Source organism: Zhongshania antarctica, assembly GCF_014202945.1.
Taxonomy (GTDB): Bacteria; Pseudomonadota; Gammaproteobacteria; order Pseudomonadales; family Spongiibacteraceae; genus Spongiibacter; species Spongiibacter antarcticus.
Genome location: NZ_JACHHW010000003.1, coordinates 344,994 through 364,649, shown reverse-complemented (window position 1 = coordinate 364,649; position 19,656 = coordinate 344,994). Strand labels below are relative to the sequence as shown.

Genomic DNA, 19,656 nt, shown 5'->3' with positions numbered 1-19,656 from the left:
ACGTAGATCTAAAATTTGATCGTTCGCAATCGTGTATTAAGCAGGGTTCTCCCGGAGGGGAATAAATGAATACGAAACTACTAAGCATATCGTTAGCACTTGTAACGAGCGTGCTCGTTGCCTGTGGTGGTGGCGGTGACGCCCGCAGCCCGGATCGTCCTAGCCCATCGCTTGATCCAGTCTCGCTGCGTGTCGATTTACCCTTTGGTGATGAATTAGCCGGTTTAGGCACAAACAAAGTGGCCGACGGTATTTCCGCTCGCATGGTTGGCCTGCAAACCGACGGTGTAGAGAGTGATCTCGGTCCCGAGCTCAACGTTACCGAAGGCACTACCTGGACAATTACCGGTCCTATTGGCAACCCTGCCATTGCAGGCTTAGCCGCCTCCGTGCGCAACATCAACGGCTTGGGCAACGTAAAAGACATCCTCAGCACCGAGTTTCTTGCCGAACCGGCAGGTAAAAAAACCCTCAGACTAACAGGCACTTACCGTTATAAAGGCGTCACTTATAGTCGCTTCGCTGACTTTATCGTAGTGCCACCAACACGTGTCGGCCCTCCGTTTATAGATGGCCCCGAGATCATTCCTTTTGACCCACTGCAAGACTCAAATGCAACCGAAGAAGCAAGCTATGAGCTTTCGCAGAAACTAAAAGATATCGTTAAGCCCGAAAACCGTACCGGCGAAGCGAAATTTTGTGCAAACAAGGCATTCTTTACATTTGCAGACTACGCTGAGGGCCAGACATCGGCTTTGGCGACCATTAGCAACCCTTTTAATAGCAGCAATAGCCAAGAATCCATTACCGTTATCATTAGTGCGATATCACCTAACGATGAATGCGAAACACTTTACGATGACGTCACTGACAATAACGCCCCAACATTTGCAGTTAAAACCGTAAAAATAGTGCCCGCAACAGTTAAAAGCGTTGATGTGTGCGTAATCACCAACCCTCCTGCTTTAACATGTAAAAGCAATGGTGAATTGGACCAAGACATCGTGGCGACAACCAGCTGCAATGGCTTAGATAGCGCCACTACCGTCGTAACCGAAGCAACCGTACCGGCTGGTGAAATGCTGCAAATGGTTGCGAAAATACAGTATAAAACAGAAAGTGTTAACGCGAATTTTAGTCGCTACCAGTGCAGTGGCGCTGGCGTTTTGAGCTGGTCAGCGAATCCGGCCGCAATCTATAGCAACAGCAGCTTTAGTACTACCGCTGGCACCGCCACCCTAATCGGACAAGCCGCATACAACCAGCTGCGCAATGACACAAGCAACAACAATAGCTTGGTGACCGGCAGCTATAAAAATAGCAGTACCGGCACCGTCACCGGCAACCTAAGGTTGATGCTGAGCGACGCAGAAGTGGAGTCCATCACCATTAGACCGGTAGATAACAATGGCACTGTCGGCATCCCAAGCGCCGATAAAAAATATCAAATCAATTACAGCCTACTTCAAAAGGACCAGAGCTTCGTTGCCTTTTGTAAATACGCTGACCCTGCCATCCCTGAAGCCCGCTGCGGCGACAGCACCATAAAATGGACGGTAGGCTCACCGACCATCCTGAAAGTAGCCCCCGTACAAGACGTCATGACCAAGGCTAGCCCCGCCACACCGAACGCTATCGTCAATGGAGAGTCGACCTTAACCGCAACCTATAAAAACTCAACGCTGAAATCTGACCAAGTCACGGTAAAAGTCATTGATGACAGCCTGGTTGCCCTGTACCTGCTGCAGCAACAAGACGACCCTGCTCAGCCGGCGGTTGTCGACCAGTTCTCTTGCCTGGGTAGCGGCAACTACAGCATTAGCGCAAGCCAAGAAAACGGTTTTGACTTTAGCATGGTACCCGGCAGTCGCCAGTTCAAAGCCCACGCCCTGCTGAAAAGCGCGGTGGATGCCGGCACAAACCCTGACACCGTCAACCCCGCGGACCTCAGCATCCTGAAAGACGTGACGGATTTGCCCTCCGTTATTTTCACCGCCGATGTTGGCTACTATGACAGCGCCAACAAAACCTGCGTGGTTGCGCCGATTACTGAGCCACTGCCAATACCCTCAAGCAAGCCAGCTGAATTCAGTGGCGAAACAAACGGCTTGCTGGTTACCCAAGGTGATGCGCGCTTGGGAACAATGTGTATTCGGGTTTATGTCGACGCAGATGACAACCAGGCCTATACACCAGCTAAACCCGCCGAAGGTGGTGCCCCCGCAGTTGAGGCTGACCCACTGTCTAAAAACGGCGCAAGTGTACTAATTCAGCCCGCTGGCACTATTGCACTGCAAGGTCAGGCCGGCTCTGCCTGCCAGATTTTTGATCCACTGCTGTCGGCTAATGATGACCTGTCTAACCAGCTGTTGCTGCCAGCCTTGTTTAATCTCGGCTACTTAGGCGACCCAGCAATATCTGCGCTACCGGTTGGTGACTTAGTCAACCAGATCCCTGTTGATGCATTGCTTGATGCAATTCTGACCGGCGATTTCAGTGCCATTCCTGGCGCCGATCAACTGCCAGTGCCAATTCCAAGCGACTTGGATGGTGTTCAGGCAATCGTCGAGGGTCTGATTGCAACCCTGACCGGCGGTGGTGGCGAAGGCTTGCCGACAGATGACGCGATTGCCGCAATTACCAGTATTGTTAGCGGGCTACCCGGTGGCGATCAGCTTGACCCTGCTGCACTACAAGAAGCCTTAGCGGGTCTTGACCCGCAAGCGCTAGCAACTGTACTCGCAGATTCCATTGCTGCCGCCGCTGAGGGAATAATTGCAGACCCAGCTACGACCCCTACCGCACTTGAGAACTTGCTCAGTGGTCTAGGCGGCTTGCTCGGCCTCTAACTAAAACGAAGATAAAAAACGCGACCAACTGGTCGCGTTTTTATAACATGAAGCTATGGAGAAATTATCAATGAGTAAACTGCGTAATATAACGCTTGCTCTTGCTGTGGGGTGCAGTGCATTTTCAGCTTACGCCGCAGACGAGGAGGAAAAATCCTTCGATAATCGCTGGCGCGTGCACGGTTTAATCGGTACTTCGGTAGCCGATCAGGCCGATTTCGACAATGGCGGTGAATTTAAGCTTGGTCTCGGTAAGCCAATCAGCCCCTATGTGATGCTTGATTCTCACATTAACTACGGCGAACTAAAAACCAGTAAAAATGATACCTATGAGCGCACTGCAGCGGGTTTTGATTTCATGTATTTCCCGTTTGGCGCCTTCCATCTCGACGCCGCGTCGCTGCAGCCATTTATGGGTGCCGGCCTGACTTACCACGAAATTAACTTTATCGGTGAAAATCAGTCTGACTACGGCACCGATGTTTTTGCCGGTTTCACCTACGAGCTTGAAAAAGTCTCCTTGCGCGGAGAAATTCGCTACCAAGTAGACAAAATCAAAGAGCAAAACGTACTCGTTGATGACAACTTCTACACTTACGCGGCATTAATCGGTATTTCCGTACCCTTTGGCGAAAAACCCCTGCCCTACAACTACGACTCCGACGGCGACGGCGTACCAGACCGCTTGGACAAATGCCCCAACACCCCCCGTGGCACCCCAGTTGACGCGACTGGCTGCCCACTGGATAGCGACGGTGACGGTATTCCTAACTTCCGTGATCAGTGCCCCAACACGCCTCCTGGCGCTATGGTAAACGTGCACGGCTGTTCAATTGATGACGACCGCGACGGCGTGCCCAATGACATCGACCAGTGTCCAAACACACCCTATGGCGTACCGGTTAATGCCCAAGGCTGCCCACTGGATAGCGATGGCGACGGCGTACCCGACAAAATTGACCAATGCCCAGGCACCCTGCCCGGCCTGAAAGTCAACTCTCGTGGCTGTGTACTCTCTCAAACAGTTGCCTTAAGTGGTGTGCATTTTGAGTTTAACAAAGCCCGACTGATGCTTGACTCCCAGACCGTGCTCGATAAGGTCGCAGAGTCACTGAGCAATGAGCCAGATGTTAATATCATCATCATGGGCCACACCGACTCAGTTGGCAGCGATGCTTACAACCTGAAGCTGTCTCAATCACGCGCTGAGTCTGTGGTGCGTTACTTGACCGGCAAAGGCATTAGCGAGTCTCGTCAAAAAGCCACCGGTTATGGCGAAAGCAAACCGGTTGCCGACAACAATACTGACGAAGGCCGTGAGCGCAATCGTCGTGTTGAGCTGCAGGTTATTAGCCCGAACAAATAAAGGCTAATAATGCAAAAAGGGAGGCCGCGTAAGCGTCCTCCCTTTTTTATTGCCTGTTAAAACGCTTAACGGGAGACCGGAGACGCGATATCGCAAGCTTACGCTTTCGACGAAAGGTCATACTAGACAAATAGCCATGCCTGCGGACACGAGCAATCGGGAAGCCGCAGTTTTTAGAACTGCGTTATATGCCGGGATCAAACAATTCGAGCTGATATTCAGCGCGGCGCTCTGCCACGCCCTCGTTTTGTTTGCGGCCAAAACGAACGCCGACCCCAATTAACCGCAAAGACGATTCCATTCGCAGCCACGCTTCACTCAGTAAGGTTTCAAACAAATCCAATTCAAGAAAACCGTCACAGCGACGCTCAATAGTCGTTTGTCTGAAGTCAGCCGCTTTTAATTTAACAAATACGCCAGTAAACGTTTCGCCGCTATGCTTGGCTAGTCGCCGCTTGAGCTCTTCAAGCAAAGCGGGCAACGCCGCAAGCGCAAGCTCCACGCCGTCAATGTCTTCGGCGTAGGTATTCTCGACACTTAAAGATTTACGCTGACGATGGGTTTTGACATCACGATGATCAATACCCCGCGCGTAATCGTAGAGTTGCTGGCCAAATTTGCCAAAATGGCGCTGCAACTCCGCCATGCTGCGCTGGCGCAGATCCGCGCAGGTATAAATATCCAACGCCGCCATGCGCTGCGCCATTACCTTACCTACCCCATGAATTTTCCCCACGGGCAAGCTTAAGACGAAGTCGTCAACCTGAGCGGGTGTTATCACGGTAAGGCCATCAGGCTTATTCCAGTCGCTGGCCACCTTCGCCAAAAATTTATTCGGGGCCACGCCCGCAGAAATGGTAATACCAAGTTCAGAACTCACCTGTTGCCGTATAGCTTGCGCAATTCGCGTTGCACTACCTTGGAATGCCGTGCTACCACTCACATCTAAGTAGGCTTCATCCAAAGACAGTGGCTCTATTATTTCAGAAAACTGGGCAAATATGCTGCGAATATGCAGTGCAACTTCGCGGTATTTATCCATATTCGGCGCGACTACCACTAAATCTGGGCAACGCCGCAATGCCGTCGCCGTCGCCATAGCTGAATGAACACCAAAGGCCCGCGCCTCATAATTGCAGGTCGCGATGACGCCGCGCCGCGCCGCGTCGCCACCGACCGCTAGCGGGCGCCCGCGCAAAGCGGGATTGTCACGCGCTTCTACCGACGCGTAAAAACAATCACAATCGCAATGTATTATTTTGCGCAAACGCTGCTTCTCACCGCACGCCACTCACAACTGGATAAATAGCCAGTAAAATAGCAAATCACTAGGCACAAGTCACCCGTGATTGTGCGTTATACTAGGGCCTTAGCCCCATAATCGGTAAGTAGGTATAGGTAAACATGGCGATTGGCAGCTGGACCCCGGAAAAAGAGAAAGACACCCTCAGTATTGACACGCAGTGGCTGCAGCAATGCATTGCTCTGAGCCGCAGTGATAAACTCGAATTACTTCCCGCCCCCTTTAGTGAGCAGGAGCAGCAGAAATACGCGGTCTTTATGCGCGTTGCGCCGGAGCAATGGCAAGCCGCCGTCGCCGACTTCAGTAACGACGAGCTTGTCGACTTAATCCGCTTTTTTACCCGCGCCGAAAAACTCATCAGCGGTTGGGATGCGGGCAAAGAGTCCCCCGCCATTTGGATAAATAAAGCCCTGCGCAAACGCGGTGAAAAATTGTCCCGCGACATGCTGCTGTGGATCCGCGCTAATACTGACAATCGCTTTATCCCTAACGGCGGGCTTTAACGCGGCGTCTAGTCACTTTTTTTAGCAAAGCCAGCCAGTTGTTCGGGGCTGGCTTCAGCCTGAAACTCAGCTTTCCACTGCGCGTAGGGCATGCCGTACACCCGCTCCCGCGCCGCCTCATAATCAATACTCTCGCCTTCTTGTTCCGCCGCGGCAACATACCACTTAGACAAACAGTTACGACAGAAGCCAGCTAAATTCATTAAATCGATATTTTGCACATCTTTGCGACTGTCGAGATGGACCAATAAGCGCCTAAATGCAGCCGCCTCAATAGCATCAGATTTCATTTTATCCATTTTTTTCACCTAGTATTTCAAGATTCACTGTCCATTATCGCAAAGTTTGCTATGTTAGTGCTGTTACAGATTTTTATTTAACAAGAAAAATCGACCCCAGAGGCTCACTGACATGGCAAATAAGAAAATGGACCCCGTCGCATTAATCCGCAAAGAGATCGAATCTTTAGAACACAAAGTTGAACAGCTGCGAGACCGCTTAATGGCTGATGCCCACAAAGCGATGGACAAAGCAAAAGCGCAAACTGAGCGTGCGCGTAAAAAACTAAAAGAAGAACAGACCAGGCTGGGCGAACTACAGAAAAAAGCCAAAGCCAGCATGGACGCTAAAGTCCACAAGCAGCTAGACCGCGCTCACGGCGCAGTAGATGCGGCAAAGGAATTAGAGCTAGATGCCAAAGCCTTAATGATTATGGCCAAAGACCAAATTACTGAGCTAAAGGGTGATTATCAGCGCGCTAAGGCACTGGCAAAAGCGGCCCAAGACGCCGCCAAGAACTTTGACAAAACAGCTAAGCCAGCCGCAAAAAAAGCACCTGTAAAAAAGGCAGCGGTAAAGAAAGCACCGGCGAAAAAGGCGCCAGCTAAAGCGGCTACAGCAAAAAAAGCGCCGGCCAAAAAAGCGGCCGCTAAAAAGGCCCCTGCTAAAGCCAAAGCGGCAAGCAAAACCCCACCAGCCAGCTAATTCCATTTAGCTAAAGTACTGGGCTGACTATTTAGCCCAGTACATTTTAAACAGGCCCGCGCCACAATTAATGCGGCAAATACTCCCCGCCATTTACATCTAATGCAGCGCCAGTAATCGCGCAGGCATAATCACAACCGAGAAAGATTGCCGCTTTGGCACAATCCGCATCATCAGGAATATCACCCAGCGGAATATTCTTTGCTACCGCCGCGCGCTGATCTGCCACACTCGGGCCGCCAGCGTCGGTGTTCATTTGCAAATAGCCTTCAACCGACGGCCCCCACATCCAACCCATATAAGCTGAGTTAACGCGGATATTGTACTGCCCCAACTCCAGCGCCAAATGGGAGGTCGCGCTGGCCAACGCGGCCTTCGATGCACCGTAGCCACCCTGGGTCTGCAAAGGTTTACGGGTAACCATGGTATTGATCATGACAATCGCTCCACCACCTTGGGCCTTCATGTGTGGCACAACCTCAAGGGTCAAAGCCATGGTGCCAAACAAGTTTACGTCCATTGCCGCACGCCAACTATCCAGATTGGCGACTTCAATCGGTTCAAAGCTACCGGGGTTATAGGCGCTATTAAACAGCACATCAATGCGCCCGAAGCGCGCGATGGTTTGCGCAACCAGCGCCTTGCACTGCTCGCGGTCACTAATATCCGTTGCCACCTTCAATATCGGTGTATCCAAACCTAGAGCGAGAATTTCTCGCTCTGCCTCGTCGAGTTTTGCCGGGGTGCGGGCGCACATTGCTACCGCCGCACCCTGCCTAGCCGCTTCTACTGCAAGCTCCTGCCCTAAACCTGGGCCAATGCCCGACACAATCACTACCTTGCCCTGTAAAAGCATATATTCGTCCTGTTATTTGTTTTATGACAATCGTAGCTCAGCTTAGCGGAGCACCCATAAGCGCACATCATCCATACAGAGGGGATTAACGCCTGTCTATTGACATTAGCGAAGGTCGAGGCCAATATTAAACACCTGTTTAATATTGGCCTTCTCGATGAGCATAGCAACACCAACACGGCGACGTGGACGCCCGCGCAACGATGAGGCTGCGACACCTTCTATTGATCATCTACTGGAGGCATCTGCCGCCATCTTTGCCCGCGACGGCTACGACGGCGTATCACTGCGTAAACTGCAAAGCGAGCTCAAGGTTAGCTATACATTTTTCCACCACTATTTCGACTCTAAAGAAGCGCTGTGGAAAGCAGTGGTCGACAAGCTGGCCGGTACGACTACCGCCAAAGTGGTCAATGCCTTAAACCACATTAACGACAATCACACTGAGCTAGACGCTCTCAAAGCCGCCATTGCAGTCTACATTCGCAGTGCCTTTGAACATCCCGCGATTTATCTGATTTACCAGCAAGAATCTCAATGCCAAGGCCCGCGCTTGGATTATATTTATCAGTCTTATTTTGAATCCCCATGGCAATACATTCGCGAACTTGTCAATAAAGTGAATCAACATGGCGGGCTAAAATCGATACCAATTGAAACCTTGTTTTTTGTCGTGCAATCGGCAACCGCACCGGTCGTGCAATACCCCTTTTTTCAAAAACTCACGGGCAGCCCCCAGCTAAGCCCGGAACAAATTGAAAATCACATTCAACAATCTATCGATCTACTGTTTAACGGCTGGCATCTTTAAATAAGGAAATAAACATGAAAACGTCTACTGATTATCCCGAATTGCCGCGTAAAGCTAACCGCCAAATAGACCATATTCCCGGCGACAATGGCGCACTGCCTATCCTTGGTGACACCGTTGAGTTTTTAAAGGACTACCACGGCTTAACTAACCGAAAATACAAGCTTTATGGGCCGGTATTTCGTAACAATGCGCTATTGCAGCGTAATATCGCCCTGCTTGGGCCAGAAGCCAATGAGATAGTGCTCAAAGACAGCGACAAGATCTTTTCGAGCAAGAAAGCCTGGGACCCACTACTCGACAAGCTCTTCCCCAACGGCCTCATGCTGCGCGATTTTGAGATACATCGCTTCCACAGAAAAGTATTGCAGGCAGCCTTTAAAAAGGAATCTTTGCAAGCCTATTTAGAAACCATGAACCCGAGAATGCACCAAGGTGTTATCGACTTCCCAAAAGACATCGAATTTGGTTTTAAAGACAGCATAAAAAGTTTGCTACTGAATGTGGCTGCGCAAGTCTTTATGGGCGTAGAAATGGGCAAAGAGGCCGACAAAATCAACAAGGGCTTCCTCCATGCCATGGAAGCCTCATTGGCGGTAGTAAAACTGCCGATACCCGGCACAACCTGGTACAAGGGAATCAAAGGCCGACAAGCCCTAGAGCAGTTTATTCAAAAACATATCACCGCCAAACGCGCCACGGAAAGCAGCGACTTCTTCTCTCAGTTTTGCCATGCCAAGGACGAAGACGGCAATGAGCTCAGTGACGAAGCCGTGCGCGACCACATTATTTTCTTATTATTTGCCGCCCACGACACCACCACAAGCACGCTGTGTTCCATTATCTACGCAATCGCCAAAAACCCAGAATGGCAAGACATACTACACAGCGAATATCAGCAAATCACGAGTGATGACTTGCAGTACGACGACTTACCAAAGCTAGAGAAAACTGGTCTGGTAATGAAAGAGGCCTTGCGGATGTACCCCCCCGTCCCCGTAATCCCGCGTCGCACCATTAAAGAAACCGAAATTATGGGCTACCGTATTCCGGCCAATACCGGCATCGGCGTCTCTCCCCTCTTCACCCACTACATGGAAGAGTGGTGGACTGAACCCCATAAATTTGACCCCGAACGTTTTTCCGCTGAACGCGCCGAGCATAAAAGACACTTCTACCAGTGGATTCCGTTTGGCGGCGGTCACCACAAATGCATTGGTCTCAATTTTGCTGAAATGCAGGTAAAACTTTTTCTGTTCCACTTGCTTCGCAACCACACCATTAGCGTAAAGCCTGGCTATAACATGCAATTTAATGTTGTGCCAATCGTATTCCCAACGGACGGGCTGCCGATACAGATCAATAAACGCAAAGCGTAAATTCAAACAGACGATAGCGTGACGATAAGTCATCGAGTATATAATTGTGCTGGCGCATCCTTTTCATGCAACATTGCGCCGGTGCTTTACTGCGCCACCCAAATAGACTTGGGGCGCGGAAAACGATTATTGTTATCAGGACAGCAATAACAATTATATACAACATAGAGGTATGATTTTGTCTCCGCCTATCCGTCGCCTAGCACTCATGCTCGTGGTGCCAATCCTGCTATTTAGCGCCGCCAGTGCATACTATTACGCCAACTTGGGCGTTACCTCCACCGACAATGCCTATATCAGGCAGGACAAAATTTCGATTAGCGCGGAAGTCGGCGGCATTATTGTTGACGTCGCCGTGCGCGAAAACCAACGGGTAGAAGCCGGTGACTTATTATTCCGCATTGATCCAAAACCCTTTGAGCTCGCGGTATTAGAGGCCAAAGCGGCAATGGCAAGTGCCGTCGCACGGTATGAGCAACTGCAAACCAGCTATTCAATCTCACATATCGACATTGAAAGTGCACAGGAGGAAGTCGCCTATTTCGAACGCGAATACCAACGCCAGCGAGACCTCGACAAAACCAGCGTCACAAGCCAATCAGCACTTCGCGCAGCTGAGCACGCTTTATTCCAAGCAAGGTCACGCCTAGCGTCCGCAAAAGCTGACGCCGAAGAAGCAAGAGTCGCCCTCTCCAGCGGCAATTCAGATTCAGGGGAATACCCAGCGCTACAGTCCGCAAAAGTCCAATTGGAAAAAGCTCAGTTAAACCTCTCCCGCACCGAGGTTCGATCTCCCGTCAGCGGCATTATCAGCCAAATGGATCGCCTCCAAATCGGCCAGCTTATGATGCAAAGCCTGCCTTCAGTCAGTATCGTTAATACCGATCACAGCTGGGTAGAGGCTAATTTCAAAGAAACCGATCTCAATCAACTTCGTGTTGGCCAAGCCGCCATCATGGAACTGGACACCTACCCAGACATGAAACTGCGCGGCAAAATAGAAAGCATCGGCGCGGGCACTGGATCAGAGTTTTCAATATTACCTGCACAAAACGCCAACGGTAATTGGGTTAAGGTTACCCAGCGTGTGCCGGTGCGTATTAGCATTGAAAGCAAGCCTGCGCGGCCATTGATTGCGGGGCTATCGGTCGATGTCCGAATTAGCACTGGGGATTAGCACACTCCGCGACGAGCCAGCGCTAGCAAGTCGTCATCAGGGCCTATTAATGGCGGCCGTGATGATGGTGACCCTCATGCAGATCCTCGACATGACGATTGCCAATGTCGCTCTGCCCCACATGCAATCCAGCCTCGGCGCCACGATGGACACCGTGAGTTGGATACTAACCAGTTATATCATTGCCACCGTCATGACAATACCGCTGGTTGGTTGGGTCTCCGACAAATTCGGCTCACGACGCACTTTTCTCTACGCCGTTGCTGGCTTTTTAATCGCTTCTGCGCTCTGTGGCGCGGCGACGTCGTTGACACAAATGGTGCTTTTCCGCGTACTACAGGGCGTCTGTGCAGCCTTTATTGGGCCGATGTCACAAACCATTCTGTTCGACATTAATCGGCCTAGCAAACAAGCCTCCGCGATGTCGATGATGGGCATGGTCGTCATGATTGCGCCAATTACAGGGCCAATGCTCGGCGGCATACTCACCGACACCCTAAGCTGGCGCTGGGTGTTTTATGTGAATTTACCAATAGGTATACCAACGCTCATTATATTGGCTTGGCTATTACCATCACGCCCAATTGTCCCACGTAGACTCGACCGCTTTGGCTTTCTTATTTTGGCAATTGCCCTTGTGTCTTTGCAGCTTATGTTAGATCGCGGGCAGCATAAAGATTGGTTCGACTCATGGGAAATCATTATCGAATTAATCATTGCCCTGTCCGCCGTGTGGATATTTTTTATCCATTCACGCTCAACAACAACACCGTTATTTCCCGCCGGCCTGCTAAAAGATAAGAATTTTCTTGGCGGCTTAGCCATCATGTTAATTTTGGGTTTAGCAAATGTTGCTATTGCCGCAGTCTTGCCAACCATGTTTCAAAATTTATTTGGCTACAGCGCTATCGACACCGGCTTACTCCTCATGCCACGGGGTCTCGGTGTAATGATTAGCATGTTCCTTACCCGACGATTAATGCAACGTATGGACTTGCGCTACTTAATGAGTGCCGGCTACCTAATTTGCGCAGCCGCGCTAGGTATGATGGCAACATGGTCCTTAGAAATGAATTCTGGGCCAATATTATCGTCCGGTTTCATACAGGGCCTGGGCTTAGGTATGCTGTTTACCCCGGCAACCATGGCGGCGTTTTCGACCCTGCCGCAGCAATTGCGCCCGGACGGTGCCAGTCTGCTAAATTTAGTGCGCAATATCGGGGGCAGCTTTGGCATCTCCGCTATCTTCACTTTAATTTCCCGCAATAGCCAAATAAGCCACGCCGACTTGAGTGGCCACATCACCCAGTTTAGCCTGCCAGGAATCGATCCCCTGGCCGCCGCATACCGCCTTGGCGACACCGGGCTTGCCGCCTTACAACTACTGGATATGGAAATTCAGCGGCAAGCGGCAATGATCGCCTATTTAGATAATTTCTACGCCATGACTATTTTCATCTTCGGCGTTGCATTACTGCCGCTATTACTTAAACCCATATTCCTCAATAATGGCGATTTAGAAGGCCAAGATGACAACTAACGCGCTTTACACCGATCTGTCTGGCTATTACGACTTAATGTGCGCAGATATCGATTACCAAGCCCAAAGCAACTGTGTGCGCAGACTACATCAGATCTTCGGCAACAATGGCAAAAAACATCTAGACCTAGCCTGCGGCACCGGCCCTCACGTTCAGCATTTCATCGACTTTGGCTATCTGAGCAGTGGTCTAGATATTAATCAGCCGATGATCGATCTCGCCCAGCAGCGCTGCCCAACTGGCCACTTCAGCTTGCAGGACATGTGCAATTTTCAGGTAGATGACCCCCTTGATTTAATTACCTGCTTTTTATACTCCATACACTACAGCAGCGATATTACTCAGCTGAAATCCTGTATTGCTAGCACCCATCGCGCGCTAGCATCTGGCGGTGTCTTTTGTTTTAACACGGTCGATAAAAACAAAATTGATTCCAGCGCCTTTGTTCGCCATACCGCCGAGCACCATGGCAGCCACTTTGCTTTCAGCTCGGGTTGGCGATACGGCGGTCACGGCAATCAGCAGTCCCTGCGCCTTAAAATTGAAAAAACCACGGGCCTGCATACCGAAACATGGCAGGACGAACATCCCATGGTGGCCGTAACATTTGACGAATTACAACAGCTACTGCAGCCCTATTTTGAAGTGCATGTCTTCGAACATGACTATGAAAAAATCACCCCTGGTGATGGCGCTTCCGGCAATGCTATTTTTTGCTGCGTTAAAATATAAACCATTGCCAGCGCTAGTGCGCACATCCTAACCGAGCCATTCCCGCTAAACGGGATTTCTGCTATTATCCCTCGGCAAAACCTAAGGGGTGGCTACGGCCTGAGATGCTATTGGAACCAGCAATGCAAACCCTTGAACCTGATCCGGTTAATACCGGCGTAGGAATAGGTCAGTCATCCTCTTCACGTCGCACACCGGGTCTCTTTCAAACCAGTTTCACCCGAGAGAGAACCATGAACCCCCTATTTGCAAAAATACCCCTACGTTACGCTATTGGCCTTGTGGCCTGCCTTAGTAGCGGACTCACTAGCGCGGCAGACGCATCAAAATTAGAAGAAGTGATTGTTAGCAGTCAGTTTCGCGACACCAGTTTGCTAGACCTTGCCAGTAGCGTCAGCGTATTTGACCAAAGCACTATCGAAGCACGCGGTGCGAGCAATATCGAACAGCTGCTAAATATGGCGCCAAATGTGAATTACTCGGCGGGGGCATCTAGGGGGCGTTACTTTCAAATTCGCGGCATTGGTGAACGCAGCCAGTTCATCGACCCAGTAAGCCCCTCGGTCGGGCTTATTATCGATGGTATCGATTTTAGCGGCCTAGGCCTGGCAGCCAGCACCTTAGACATTGGCCAAATAGAGATACTGCGCGGCCCTCAAGGGACTGAATATGGTGCGAGTGCCCTGGCCGGGCTCATTAGCATGCATAGCAGCGCACCCTCGGCAGCGCCGATGGCAAAAATTTCAGTAGAAGCCGCCCAATACAATAGCCACAAGCTCGGCCTCGTCACCAGCGGTCCCGTAAACGAAAAAGTAAGTTATCGCATTGCCGCTCAAAACCAGCAGTCTGATGGCTACATTAAAAACCGATACCTAGATCGCGACGACGTCAACAACATCAATGAATCAATCTTGCGCGGCAAATTGCGCTACCAAGCAAGCGACGATTTACAGCTGGATTTCTCGCTGCTCTACCTCGATGCCGACAATGGCTACGACGCCTTTTCGCTGAGTAATACTCGCAACACTTTGTCTGACCAACCCGGTCACGACCGCCAAGAAACCGTGGCTGGCTCGGTTGTCGCCCACTGGTCCGCAAACCCCCTGTTTAGCCTTGAGTCCACACTGAGTGCCGCCAACTCAAATACCGAATACGGCTACGACGAAGACTGGACCTATATTGGTTACCACCCTGCCGAATACAGCTCCACTGACAACTACCAGCGCAACAAAGACAATATTAGTGCAGATTTTCGCTTTATCTCGACCGAGCACGCCAAACTACTGAACGACAGCAGTAGCTGGGTGCTTGGCGCCTATCTGCGTAAAGATAGCGAAGACCTAAGTCGCAACGGCAGTTTCACCAGCGAGTTCAACACGGAAAACTTCGCACTCTACGGCCAACTTCGCAGTAGCCTCAGCGACACCCTTGAACTCGTCAGCGGACTTAGGATTGAGCAGCGCAATGCCGACTATGACGACTCACTCGCCGTTACATCGAGTAACGATGAAGAGTTGTGGGGGGGCAACCTCACCCTTGAATACCACTACCATAACGACAGCCTGCTCTACGGCACGATCTCCCGAGGCTATAAAGCGGGGGGCATTAATGGCCGAATCATTTCCGCATCGACGGCAAATTCAGAAATCACAGCCGATATGTATGAATTTGACACCGAGCACATGCTGAATTACGAATTGGGTTTCAAGGGCAGCTGGCTCGACAATCGCCTGCAGGCCCAAGTCGCGGCATTTTACCAAGATCGCAGTGACGTGCAGGCCAAGCAATCGATATTTGACCCCAATAACTTTTCCTTTGACGACTATCTGAGCAATGCTGCCAAAGGCAAAACGACGGGACTAGAGGTAGAGATGAATTATCTCGCCAATGACGCCGTTCGCTTTTTTGCAGCAGCTGGCTGGTTAAACGCCGAGTTTAAAGATTTCATCAGCATCACCCACGTTGACGCTAAAGATGATAATACTGGTGCAGCGTTACCGCCTGTCAATATGGATGGCCGTGAAGTTGCCCACGCCCCCCATTATCAATTCTTTATTGGCACCGAAATCACCCTTATCAGTAATCTAAGTTTACGCATAGAAATTGAGGGCAAGGACGAATTCTATTTTTCTAATAGTCACAATGAGAAATCGATACGCTATGAAATGCTCAATGCGCGCCTAAGCTACCAAGGCAGCAACTGGGACGTGTCTCTATGGGGACGCAACCTAAGCGACGAAGACGTCCAGACTCGTGGCTTTTACTTCAGTAATGCCTATGGTAACGACCCGGCCAAAGGCTACGCACCAGAGACCTACTACCAGTTAGGTGAACCACGGATTGCAGGTATCTCGGCTAACTACCGCTTTTAAATCTTCTCGGGCGACAGACCGTCGCCCTGTTCACCGTATACGAACATGAGAAAATAGTATGAAACTCTCTGTTGAAATCAGCATGTACCCACTGAAAGACACCTACATTCCGGCGATTCAAGACTTTATCGACCGCCTAAACAGCCACGCCAATTTACAGGTACTCACCAATACCATGAGCACCCAAATATTTGGTGACTACGAAGTGGTGATGGATGTCATAAAGCAAGAAATGCGCAAGTCTTACGAACAATTTGGTCGCGCAATTTTTGTCTGTAAATTTATTGACGGTGACTTAAGCCCGGCCGCACATCATGCTTAATGCTGAGACAATTACAGCCATTAAGGACGCAGCCCATAGTATGTCGCCATGGGAGATAGTCGCGGTTATATTAGCGCTGGCGTATTTAGTGCTCGCCATGAAAGAAAAGAATAGCTGCTGGTATGCGGCCTTTATTAGCACAGCAATATACCTATTTTTATTCTGGGACGTAAGTTTACTAATGGAGTCAGCATTACAGGTATTTTACCTCGTTATGGCGGTGTATGGCTGGTGGCAGTGGCGACATCACGCCGACAAACAACAAAACCTCACCATCCATTGCTGGCCACTCAAAACTCATCTACTGGTGATTGCTTCGGTTGGACTATTAACATTAATTTTTGGCTACGGACTTGCGCAAAAAACCCACGCGGCGCTGCCCTACCTAGACTCCTTTACCACGTGGGGCGCAGTCATTACCACCTATATGGTGACCCGCAAAGTATTAGAGAATTGGATTTACTGGATTGTAATCGACGCGGCCTCAGTCTATTTATATATCGACCGAGGCCTCTACCTCACCGCGCTGCTATTCATGCTCTATGTGGTACTCGTGATCATCGGCTTCTATCAGTGGAATACGCTCTATAAACAAGAGCGGCATGAACATGTCAACCACTAATATTATTCCCAGCGATTGGTGGCGCTGGAGTGACAGCCAGCCGGTCATTATTAAGCCCTTGCTCGGCGGCTTAACCAACCTAAACTATTTAATCAGCGTAAATCATGAGCTGTTCGTTCTACGTAAAAACTCAGCTATAAGTGAAGCGCTCAACTTAAATCGCAGCGCTGAAGCCAAAGCACTGAGCCGCGCCGATGAAGCCGGGCTCTGCGCGCCATTAATATATTACGATGACCAACACCAGTATATGGTCAGCCGCTATCTGGGCGATAAAACCTGGTCAGTCAGTATTGATCATAATTTATCTTTACTCGCCGAATTACTTCGCGGCATTCACCAATTACCTGGTATCGATGCAGACTTAAATGTAGAAAATAAAATAAGCTGCTACTGGCAAGCAATAGACGCCCAAGCCGCATTTACTCGCGAATTAAAATCACTCGACTCGGCTGTTCGCACTCATATCACCAGTGCAAAAGCGCTGAATAGCGGCCTGGTGCTCTGCCACAACGACTTGTTAGCCTCTAACCTTATCATTAACAATAAAGACAAGTTATACGCCATAGACTGGGAATACGCCGCCATGAGCGACCCTTTTTATGAGCTTGCCGTAATTATTGAAGGCAATGCACTCAATGCCAAACAACAACAATCGCTACTAACACGCTATCTGAGGCAGCCTATCAGCGCCTTAGATTGGCAACGCTTGTACCACTGGCAGATTATTTACGGCTATTTATGTGTGCTTTGGTATGCAGTTCAGTATTCCAATGGCACCATGCCCAACATCGTCAGCGAGATACACAGACAAATTTTGGCGATTAAGGCCCTCGCAGCAAAAGACGCATAAGATCGAAGACCGCACTAAGCCTCTATCTCCTCATATATTACTAGCGGCAAACCATCTGGATCACAAAAAAAAGTAAAGGCTCGGCCAGTGTACTCATCCACCCTGATTGGCTCTACCACTACGCCCAGGGAATTCAAATAGGCCGCCGTCGTTGCCACAGAATCTACGCTAAAAGCCAAATGCCGCAAGCCCTGTGCCTCAGGGTAACTTGGTCTGACTGGCGCACCAGGAAGGAAAAACAACTCGATCTGCGCACCGCTGGGCAAACGCAGATCTAATTTATAGGATGCTCGCTCGGCACGATAATTCTCAGCGACAATCTCCAAGCCTAATATAGACGTATAAAAATGCTTAGACACCGCGTAATCAGAGCAGATGATCGCAACATGATGAATCGACTTAAACATATAAACGCCCTCGTATCTAAGGGGTCTATATAAGCAAAAATCAACACTGAAGGCGACACTCCGCTAACGACTCTTCGTCGAGATACGTAATAGTCGCGCTATTAAAATTGAGATCAACAAACAAATGACAGTAAAACTCACCGTGGCGCCACGCCATGGCCACACTGGAATCATTAGAGTAGCCAAGTTCAAAATGGCCATCAAAGGCAGGGTAATTACTCCTAAAACGCATTAACGCCAAGAGCCGTTTAACCACCGGCTGCGCCACCGCCTCATCAATCTCAGGCATACTGTAGAAATGCCGATTAATGTCACGCAACTCGCCAGTTTCTTCCATTAGTTCATTGTCATTGCAGCCGGCCAGCAAGCCTACGTAGTACACTTGAGGAATCCCCGGCGTAAAGAATTGAATTGCCCTCGCCGCCAAATACGCGTCGTCATTGCGCATTAAGGCATCGTAAAAAGTACAGGTTAACTGGTAGATAGCGCCAACGCTGTGAATATTGGCAGCAGAACGGCGCAGTATAGGGTCAGCACTGCGACTGGAGATATTGTCAATTAAGGCGCGAATTTTATCATCAGGCAAAACGCCTTCAACATCGGGAATACAGATACCGTCGTGAGTATCGAGCACCGTAACCATATTGCGCGGGCACATTCGCAGCCAGTTTTTTAAGTACACGCTATTTGCATCCAGCAAGGAAAATAGCAGCAGTGGCGGTAAGGCAAAGCCATAGGGATGCATATTGCGGCGGCTTATGGCGTATTGATAGCTACTGTGGTCATGTACTTCAGGCAAGACCTCAGCACCGTGTAACTGGGCAACACCATTAATCCAGTCGAGGTTACGATAGACATCGGGCTCAACCAAAAAGCAACTGGTACCAATGCGCTTGGTGGTATAACCAAAGGCATCGAGGCGAAACAACTTCACGCCACGCTGGGCCAAAAAGCCAATATAGTTTTCCATTAACTGGTAGGTAAGCTCAGAGTCGTAGTTTAAATCGACCTGATGCTCGGTAAAAGTACACCACACGCGACCAGTACCACCGTCGGCGAAGTCTACGCGGCGGAAGGGTTCCTTCTCTTTACGAATATGGATTTTTGCTAAATCATCGGGGCTAATTTCACCTAATTTATCAACGTGTACAAAGAGGTCGGCGTATTCCGAGTCATAGCCATTGGCGATAAAATCCTTGAACTCAACCGATTCGTCGGAAATATGGTTTACGGTCACGTCGCAACAGAGATCGTATTTTGCCGATATTCGTTCAATATCTTCCCAATCGCCGTAGTCAGGATCGACTTCCTTATGGGTTAATGGCGAGAATCCAGCGTCTGCGTTTGAGGGAAAAAACGGCAGAATATGCACGCCGCCAATAGCATTGGAAAAATGACGTTCAATGACGGTGTATAAATCACTTAGATTATTGCCCAGACGATTCGGATAGCAAATCATCTGCACTGCATTGCGTAATGCCATACTAGGGCTCCAGCCTGGAATTAAGATCAATAAGCAGCGCGTGCCCACTGCAAAACTGCTCTCGGTGACAACACCAAAGTTTTAAATAATAATATTTAA

General features: G+C 49.8%; 18 protein-coding genes and 1 riboswitch. Of the genes, 13 read left to right on the top strand and 5 right to left on the bottom strand.

Translation table 11 applies throughout. The annotated features are described in order from the left end of the window. Positions 1-65 precede the first annotated feature (65 nt). Positions 66-2,849 (top strand): hypothetical protein, encoded by a 2,784-nt coding sequence (locus HNQ57_RS06725; RefSeq protein ID WP_184461822.1) that lies wholly within the window; start codon positions 66-68, stop codon positions 2,847-2,849. 70 nt (positions 2,850-2,919) lie between these two features. Then, entirely contained in the window at positions 2,920-4,215 is a 1,296-nt protein-coding gene (locus HNQ57_RS06720) for an OmpA family protein (protein WP_221301604.1), read from the top strand. 184 nt (positions 4,216-4,399) lie between these two features. Here the strand turns inward: HNQ57_RS06720 and dinB are convergent, their stop codons facing one another. Next, complete coding sequence (gene dinB / locus HNQ57_RS06715; protein ID WP_184461821.1) at positions 4,400-5,482, bottom strand: DNA polymerase IV; 1,083 nt, start codon at positions 5,480-5,482, stop codon at positions 4,400-4,402. A gap of 137 nt (positions 5,483-5,619) precedes the next feature. Between dinB and HNQ57_RS06710 the strand changes: the two genes are divergently transcribed. After that, positions 5,620-6,021 (top strand): hypothetical protein, encoded by a 402-nt coding sequence (locus tag HNQ57_RS06710; RefSeq protein WP_184461820.1) that lies wholly within the window; start codon positions 5,620-5,622, stop codon positions 6,019-6,021. Positions 6,022-6,029: 8 nt separating this feature from the next. On the opposite strand, the gene HNQ57_RS06705 is transcribed toward HNQ57_RS06710, so the two are convergent. Further along, positions 6,030-6,320, bottom strand: a complete 291-nt coding sequence (locus HNQ57_RS06705) for a DUF1244 domain-containing protein (protein WP_184461819.1) — start codon at positions 6,318-6,320, stop codon at positions 6,030-6,032. Between the two features lie 112 nt (positions 6,321-6,432). Between HNQ57_RS06705 and HNQ57_RS06700 the strand changes: the two genes are divergently transcribed. Further along, positions 6,433-7,005, top strand: a complete 573-nt coding sequence (locus HNQ57_RS06700) for a hypothetical protein (RefSeq protein ID WP_184461818.1) — start codon at positions 6,433-6,435, stop codon at positions 7,003-7,005. 67 nt (positions 7,006-7,072) lie between these two features. Here HNQ57_RS06700 and HNQ57_RS06695 read toward each other — a convergent pair whose 3' ends face one another. Continuing rightward, positions 7,073-7,861, bottom strand: coding sequence for an SDR family NAD(P)-dependent oxidoreductase (locus HNQ57_RS06695; RefSeq protein ID WP_184461817.1), 789 nt, complete (start codon positions 7,859-7,861; stop codon positions 7,073-7,075). A gap of 157 nt (positions 7,862-8,018) precedes the next feature. Here HNQ57_RS06695 and HNQ57_RS06690 point away from each other — a divergent pair, with 157 nt between their 5' ends. The 9 genes from HNQ57_RS06690 (at position 8,019) to HNQ57_RS06650 (ending at position 17,667) form a co-directional block, all read left to right on the top strand. Then, on the top strand, positions 8,019-8,672 hold the full coding sequence (locus tag HNQ57_RS06690; RefSeq protein WP_184461816.1) for a TetR/AcrR family transcriptional regulator: 654 nt from the start codon (positions 8,019-8,021) through the stop codon (positions 8,670-8,672). A 14-nt stretch (positions 8,673-8,686) separates the two neighbouring features. Continuing rightward, positions 8,687-10,051 carry a cytochrome P450 gene (locus tag HNQ57_RS06685; protein WP_184461815.1) on the top strand — a complete coding sequence of 455 codons (1,365 nt, stop codon included), beginning with the start codon at positions 8,687-8,689 and terminating at the stop codon, positions 10,049-10,051. 172 nt (positions 10,052-10,223) lie between these two features. Beyond that, the gene (locus HNQ57_RS06680) at positions 10,224-11,228 is read left to right on the top strand and encodes an HlyD family secretion protein (protein ID WP_184461814.1); all 1,005 of its coding nucleotides are present in this window, start codon (positions 10,224-10,226) and stop codon (positions 11,226-11,228) included. Continuing rightward, positions 11,203-12,768: a DHA2 family efflux MFS transporter permease subunit gene (locus tag HNQ57_RS06675; protein WP_184461813.1), complete on the top strand. Its 1,566-nt coding sequence runs from the start codon at positions 11,203-11,205 to the stop codon at positions 12,766-12,768. The genes HNQ57_RS06680 and HNQ57_RS06675 overlap by 26 nt, the downstream gene beginning before the upstream one ends. Further along, positions 12,758-13,501 carry a class I SAM-dependent DNA methyltransferase gene (locus HNQ57_RS06670; RefSeq protein WP_184461812.1) on the top strand — a complete coding sequence of 248 codons (744 nt, stop codon included), beginning with the start codon at positions 12,758-12,760 and terminating at the stop codon, positions 13,499-13,501. Before HNQ57_RS06675 ends, HNQ57_RS06670 begins: the two co-directional genes overlap by 11 nt. A gap of 74 nt (positions 13,502-13,575) precedes the next feature. Next, positions 13,576-13,683: riboswitch (TPP riboswitch) on the top strand. Positions 13,684-13,734: 51 nt separating this feature from the next. Further along, the gene (locus tag HNQ57_RS06665; RefSeq protein WP_184461811.1) at positions 13,735-15,873 is read left to right on the top strand and encodes a TonB-dependent receptor; all 2,139 of its coding nucleotides are present in this window, start codon (positions 13,735-13,737) and stop codon (positions 15,871-15,873) included. Positions 15,874-15,931: 58 nt separating this feature from the next. Continuing rightward, on the top strand, positions 15,932-16,195 hold the full coding sequence (locus HNQ57_RS06660; RefSeq protein ID WP_008247041.1) for a YkoF family thiamine/hydroxymethylpyrimidine-binding protein: 264 nt from the start codon (positions 15,932-15,934) through the stop codon (positions 16,193-16,195). A 40-nt stretch (positions 16,196-16,235) separates the two neighbouring features. Beyond that, positions 16,236-16,817 carry a nicotinamide riboside transporter PnuC gene (gene pnuC, locus HNQ57_RS06655; RefSeq protein WP_226968282.1) on the top strand — a complete coding sequence of 194 codons (582 nt, stop codon included), beginning with the start codon at positions 16,236-16,238 and terminating at the stop codon, positions 16,815-16,817. Beyond that, complete coding sequence (locus HNQ57_RS06650) at positions 16,804-17,667, top strand: choline kinase family protein (protein ID WP_184461809.1); 864 nt, start codon at positions 16,804-16,806, stop codon at positions 17,665-17,667. Before pnuC ends, HNQ57_RS06650 begins: the two co-directional genes overlap by 14 nt. Positions 17,668-17,681: 14 nt before the next feature. Here HNQ57_RS06650 and gloA2 read toward each other — a convergent pair whose 3' ends face one another. Beyond that, a complete protein-coding gene (gene gloA2, locus HNQ57_RS06645; RefSeq protein WP_184461808.1) occupies positions 17,682-18,074 on the bottom strand; it encodes an SMU1112c/YaeR family gloxylase I-like metalloprotein in 393 nt (130 codons plus the stop codon). A gap of 40 nt (positions 18,075-18,114) precedes the next feature. Next, complete coding sequence (gene gtfA, locus HNQ57_RS06640; protein WP_184461807.1) at positions 18,115-19,557, bottom strand: sucrose phosphorylase; 1,443 nt, start codon at positions 19,555-19,557, stop codon at positions 18,115-18,117. Between the last annotated feature and the right edge of the window lie 99 nt (positions 19,558-19,656).

Bases quoted from the DNA above. Each gene is read 5' to 3' on its own strand.
- HNQ57_RS06725 (WP_184461822.1), top strand. From the start codon at position 66: ATGAATACGAAACTACTAAGCATATCGTTAGCACTTGTAACGAGCGTG.
- HNQ57_RS06720 (WP_221301604.1), top strand. From the start codon at position 2,920: ATGAGTAAACTGCGTAATATAACGCTTGCTCTTGCTGTGGGGTGCAGT.
- HNQ57_RS06710 (WP_184461820.1), top strand. From the start codon at position 5,620: ATGGCGATTGGCAGCTGGACCCCGGAAAAAGAGAAAGACACCCTCAGT.
- HNQ57_RS06705 (WP_184461819.1), bottom strand. From the start codon at position 6,320: ATGGATAAAATGAAATCTGATGCTATTGAGGCGGCTGCATTTAGGCGC.
- HNQ57_RS06700 (WP_184461818.1), top strand. From the start codon at position 6,433: ATGGCAAATAAGAAAATGGACCCCGTCGCATTAATCCGCAAAGAGATC.
- HNQ57_RS06695 (WP_184461817.1), bottom strand. From the start codon at position 7,861: ATGCTTTTACAGGGCAAGGTAGTGATTGTGTCGGGCATTGGCCCAGGT.
- HNQ57_RS06690 (WP_184461816.1), top strand. From the start codon at position 8,019: ATGAGCATAGCAACACCAACACGGCGACGTGGACGCCCGCGCAACGAT.
- HNQ57_RS06685 (WP_184461815.1), top strand. From the start codon at position 8,687: ATGAAAACGTCTACTGATTATCCCGAATTGCCGCGTAAAGCTAACCGC.
- HNQ57_RS06680 (WP_184461814.1), top strand. From the start codon at position 10,224: ATGATTTTGTCTCCGCCTATCCGTCGCCTAGCACTCATGCTCGTGGTG.
- HNQ57_RS06675 (WP_184461813.1), top strand. From the start codon at position 11,203: ATGTCCGAATTAGCACTGGGGATTAGCACACTCCGCGACGAGCCAGCG.
- HNQ57_RS06670 (WP_184461812.1), top strand. From the start codon at position 12,758: ATGACAACTAACGCGCTTTACACCGATCTGTCTGGCTATTACGACTTA.
- HNQ57_RS06665 (WP_184461811.1), top strand. From the start codon at position 13,735: ATGAACCCCCTATTTGCAAAAATACCCCTACGTTACGCTATTGGCCTT.
- HNQ57_RS06660 (WP_008247041.1), top strand. From the start codon at position 15,932: ATGAAACTCTCTGTTGAAATCAGCATGTACCCACTGAAAGACACCTAC.
- pnuC (WP_226968282.1), top strand. From the start codon at position 16,236: ATGTCGCCATGGGAGATAGTCGCGGTTATATTAGCGCTGGCGTATTTA.
- HNQ57_RS06650 (WP_184461809.1), top strand. From the start codon at position 16,804: ATGTCAACCACTAATATTATTCCCAGCGATTGGTGGCGCTGGAGTGAC.
- gloA2 (WP_184461808.1), bottom strand. From the start codon at position 18,074: ATGTTTAAGTCGATTCATCATGTTGCGATCATCTGCTCTGATTACGCG.
- gtfA (WP_184461807.1), bottom strand. From the start codon at position 19,557: ATGGCATTACGCAATGCAGTGCAGATGATTTGCTATCCGAATCGTCTG.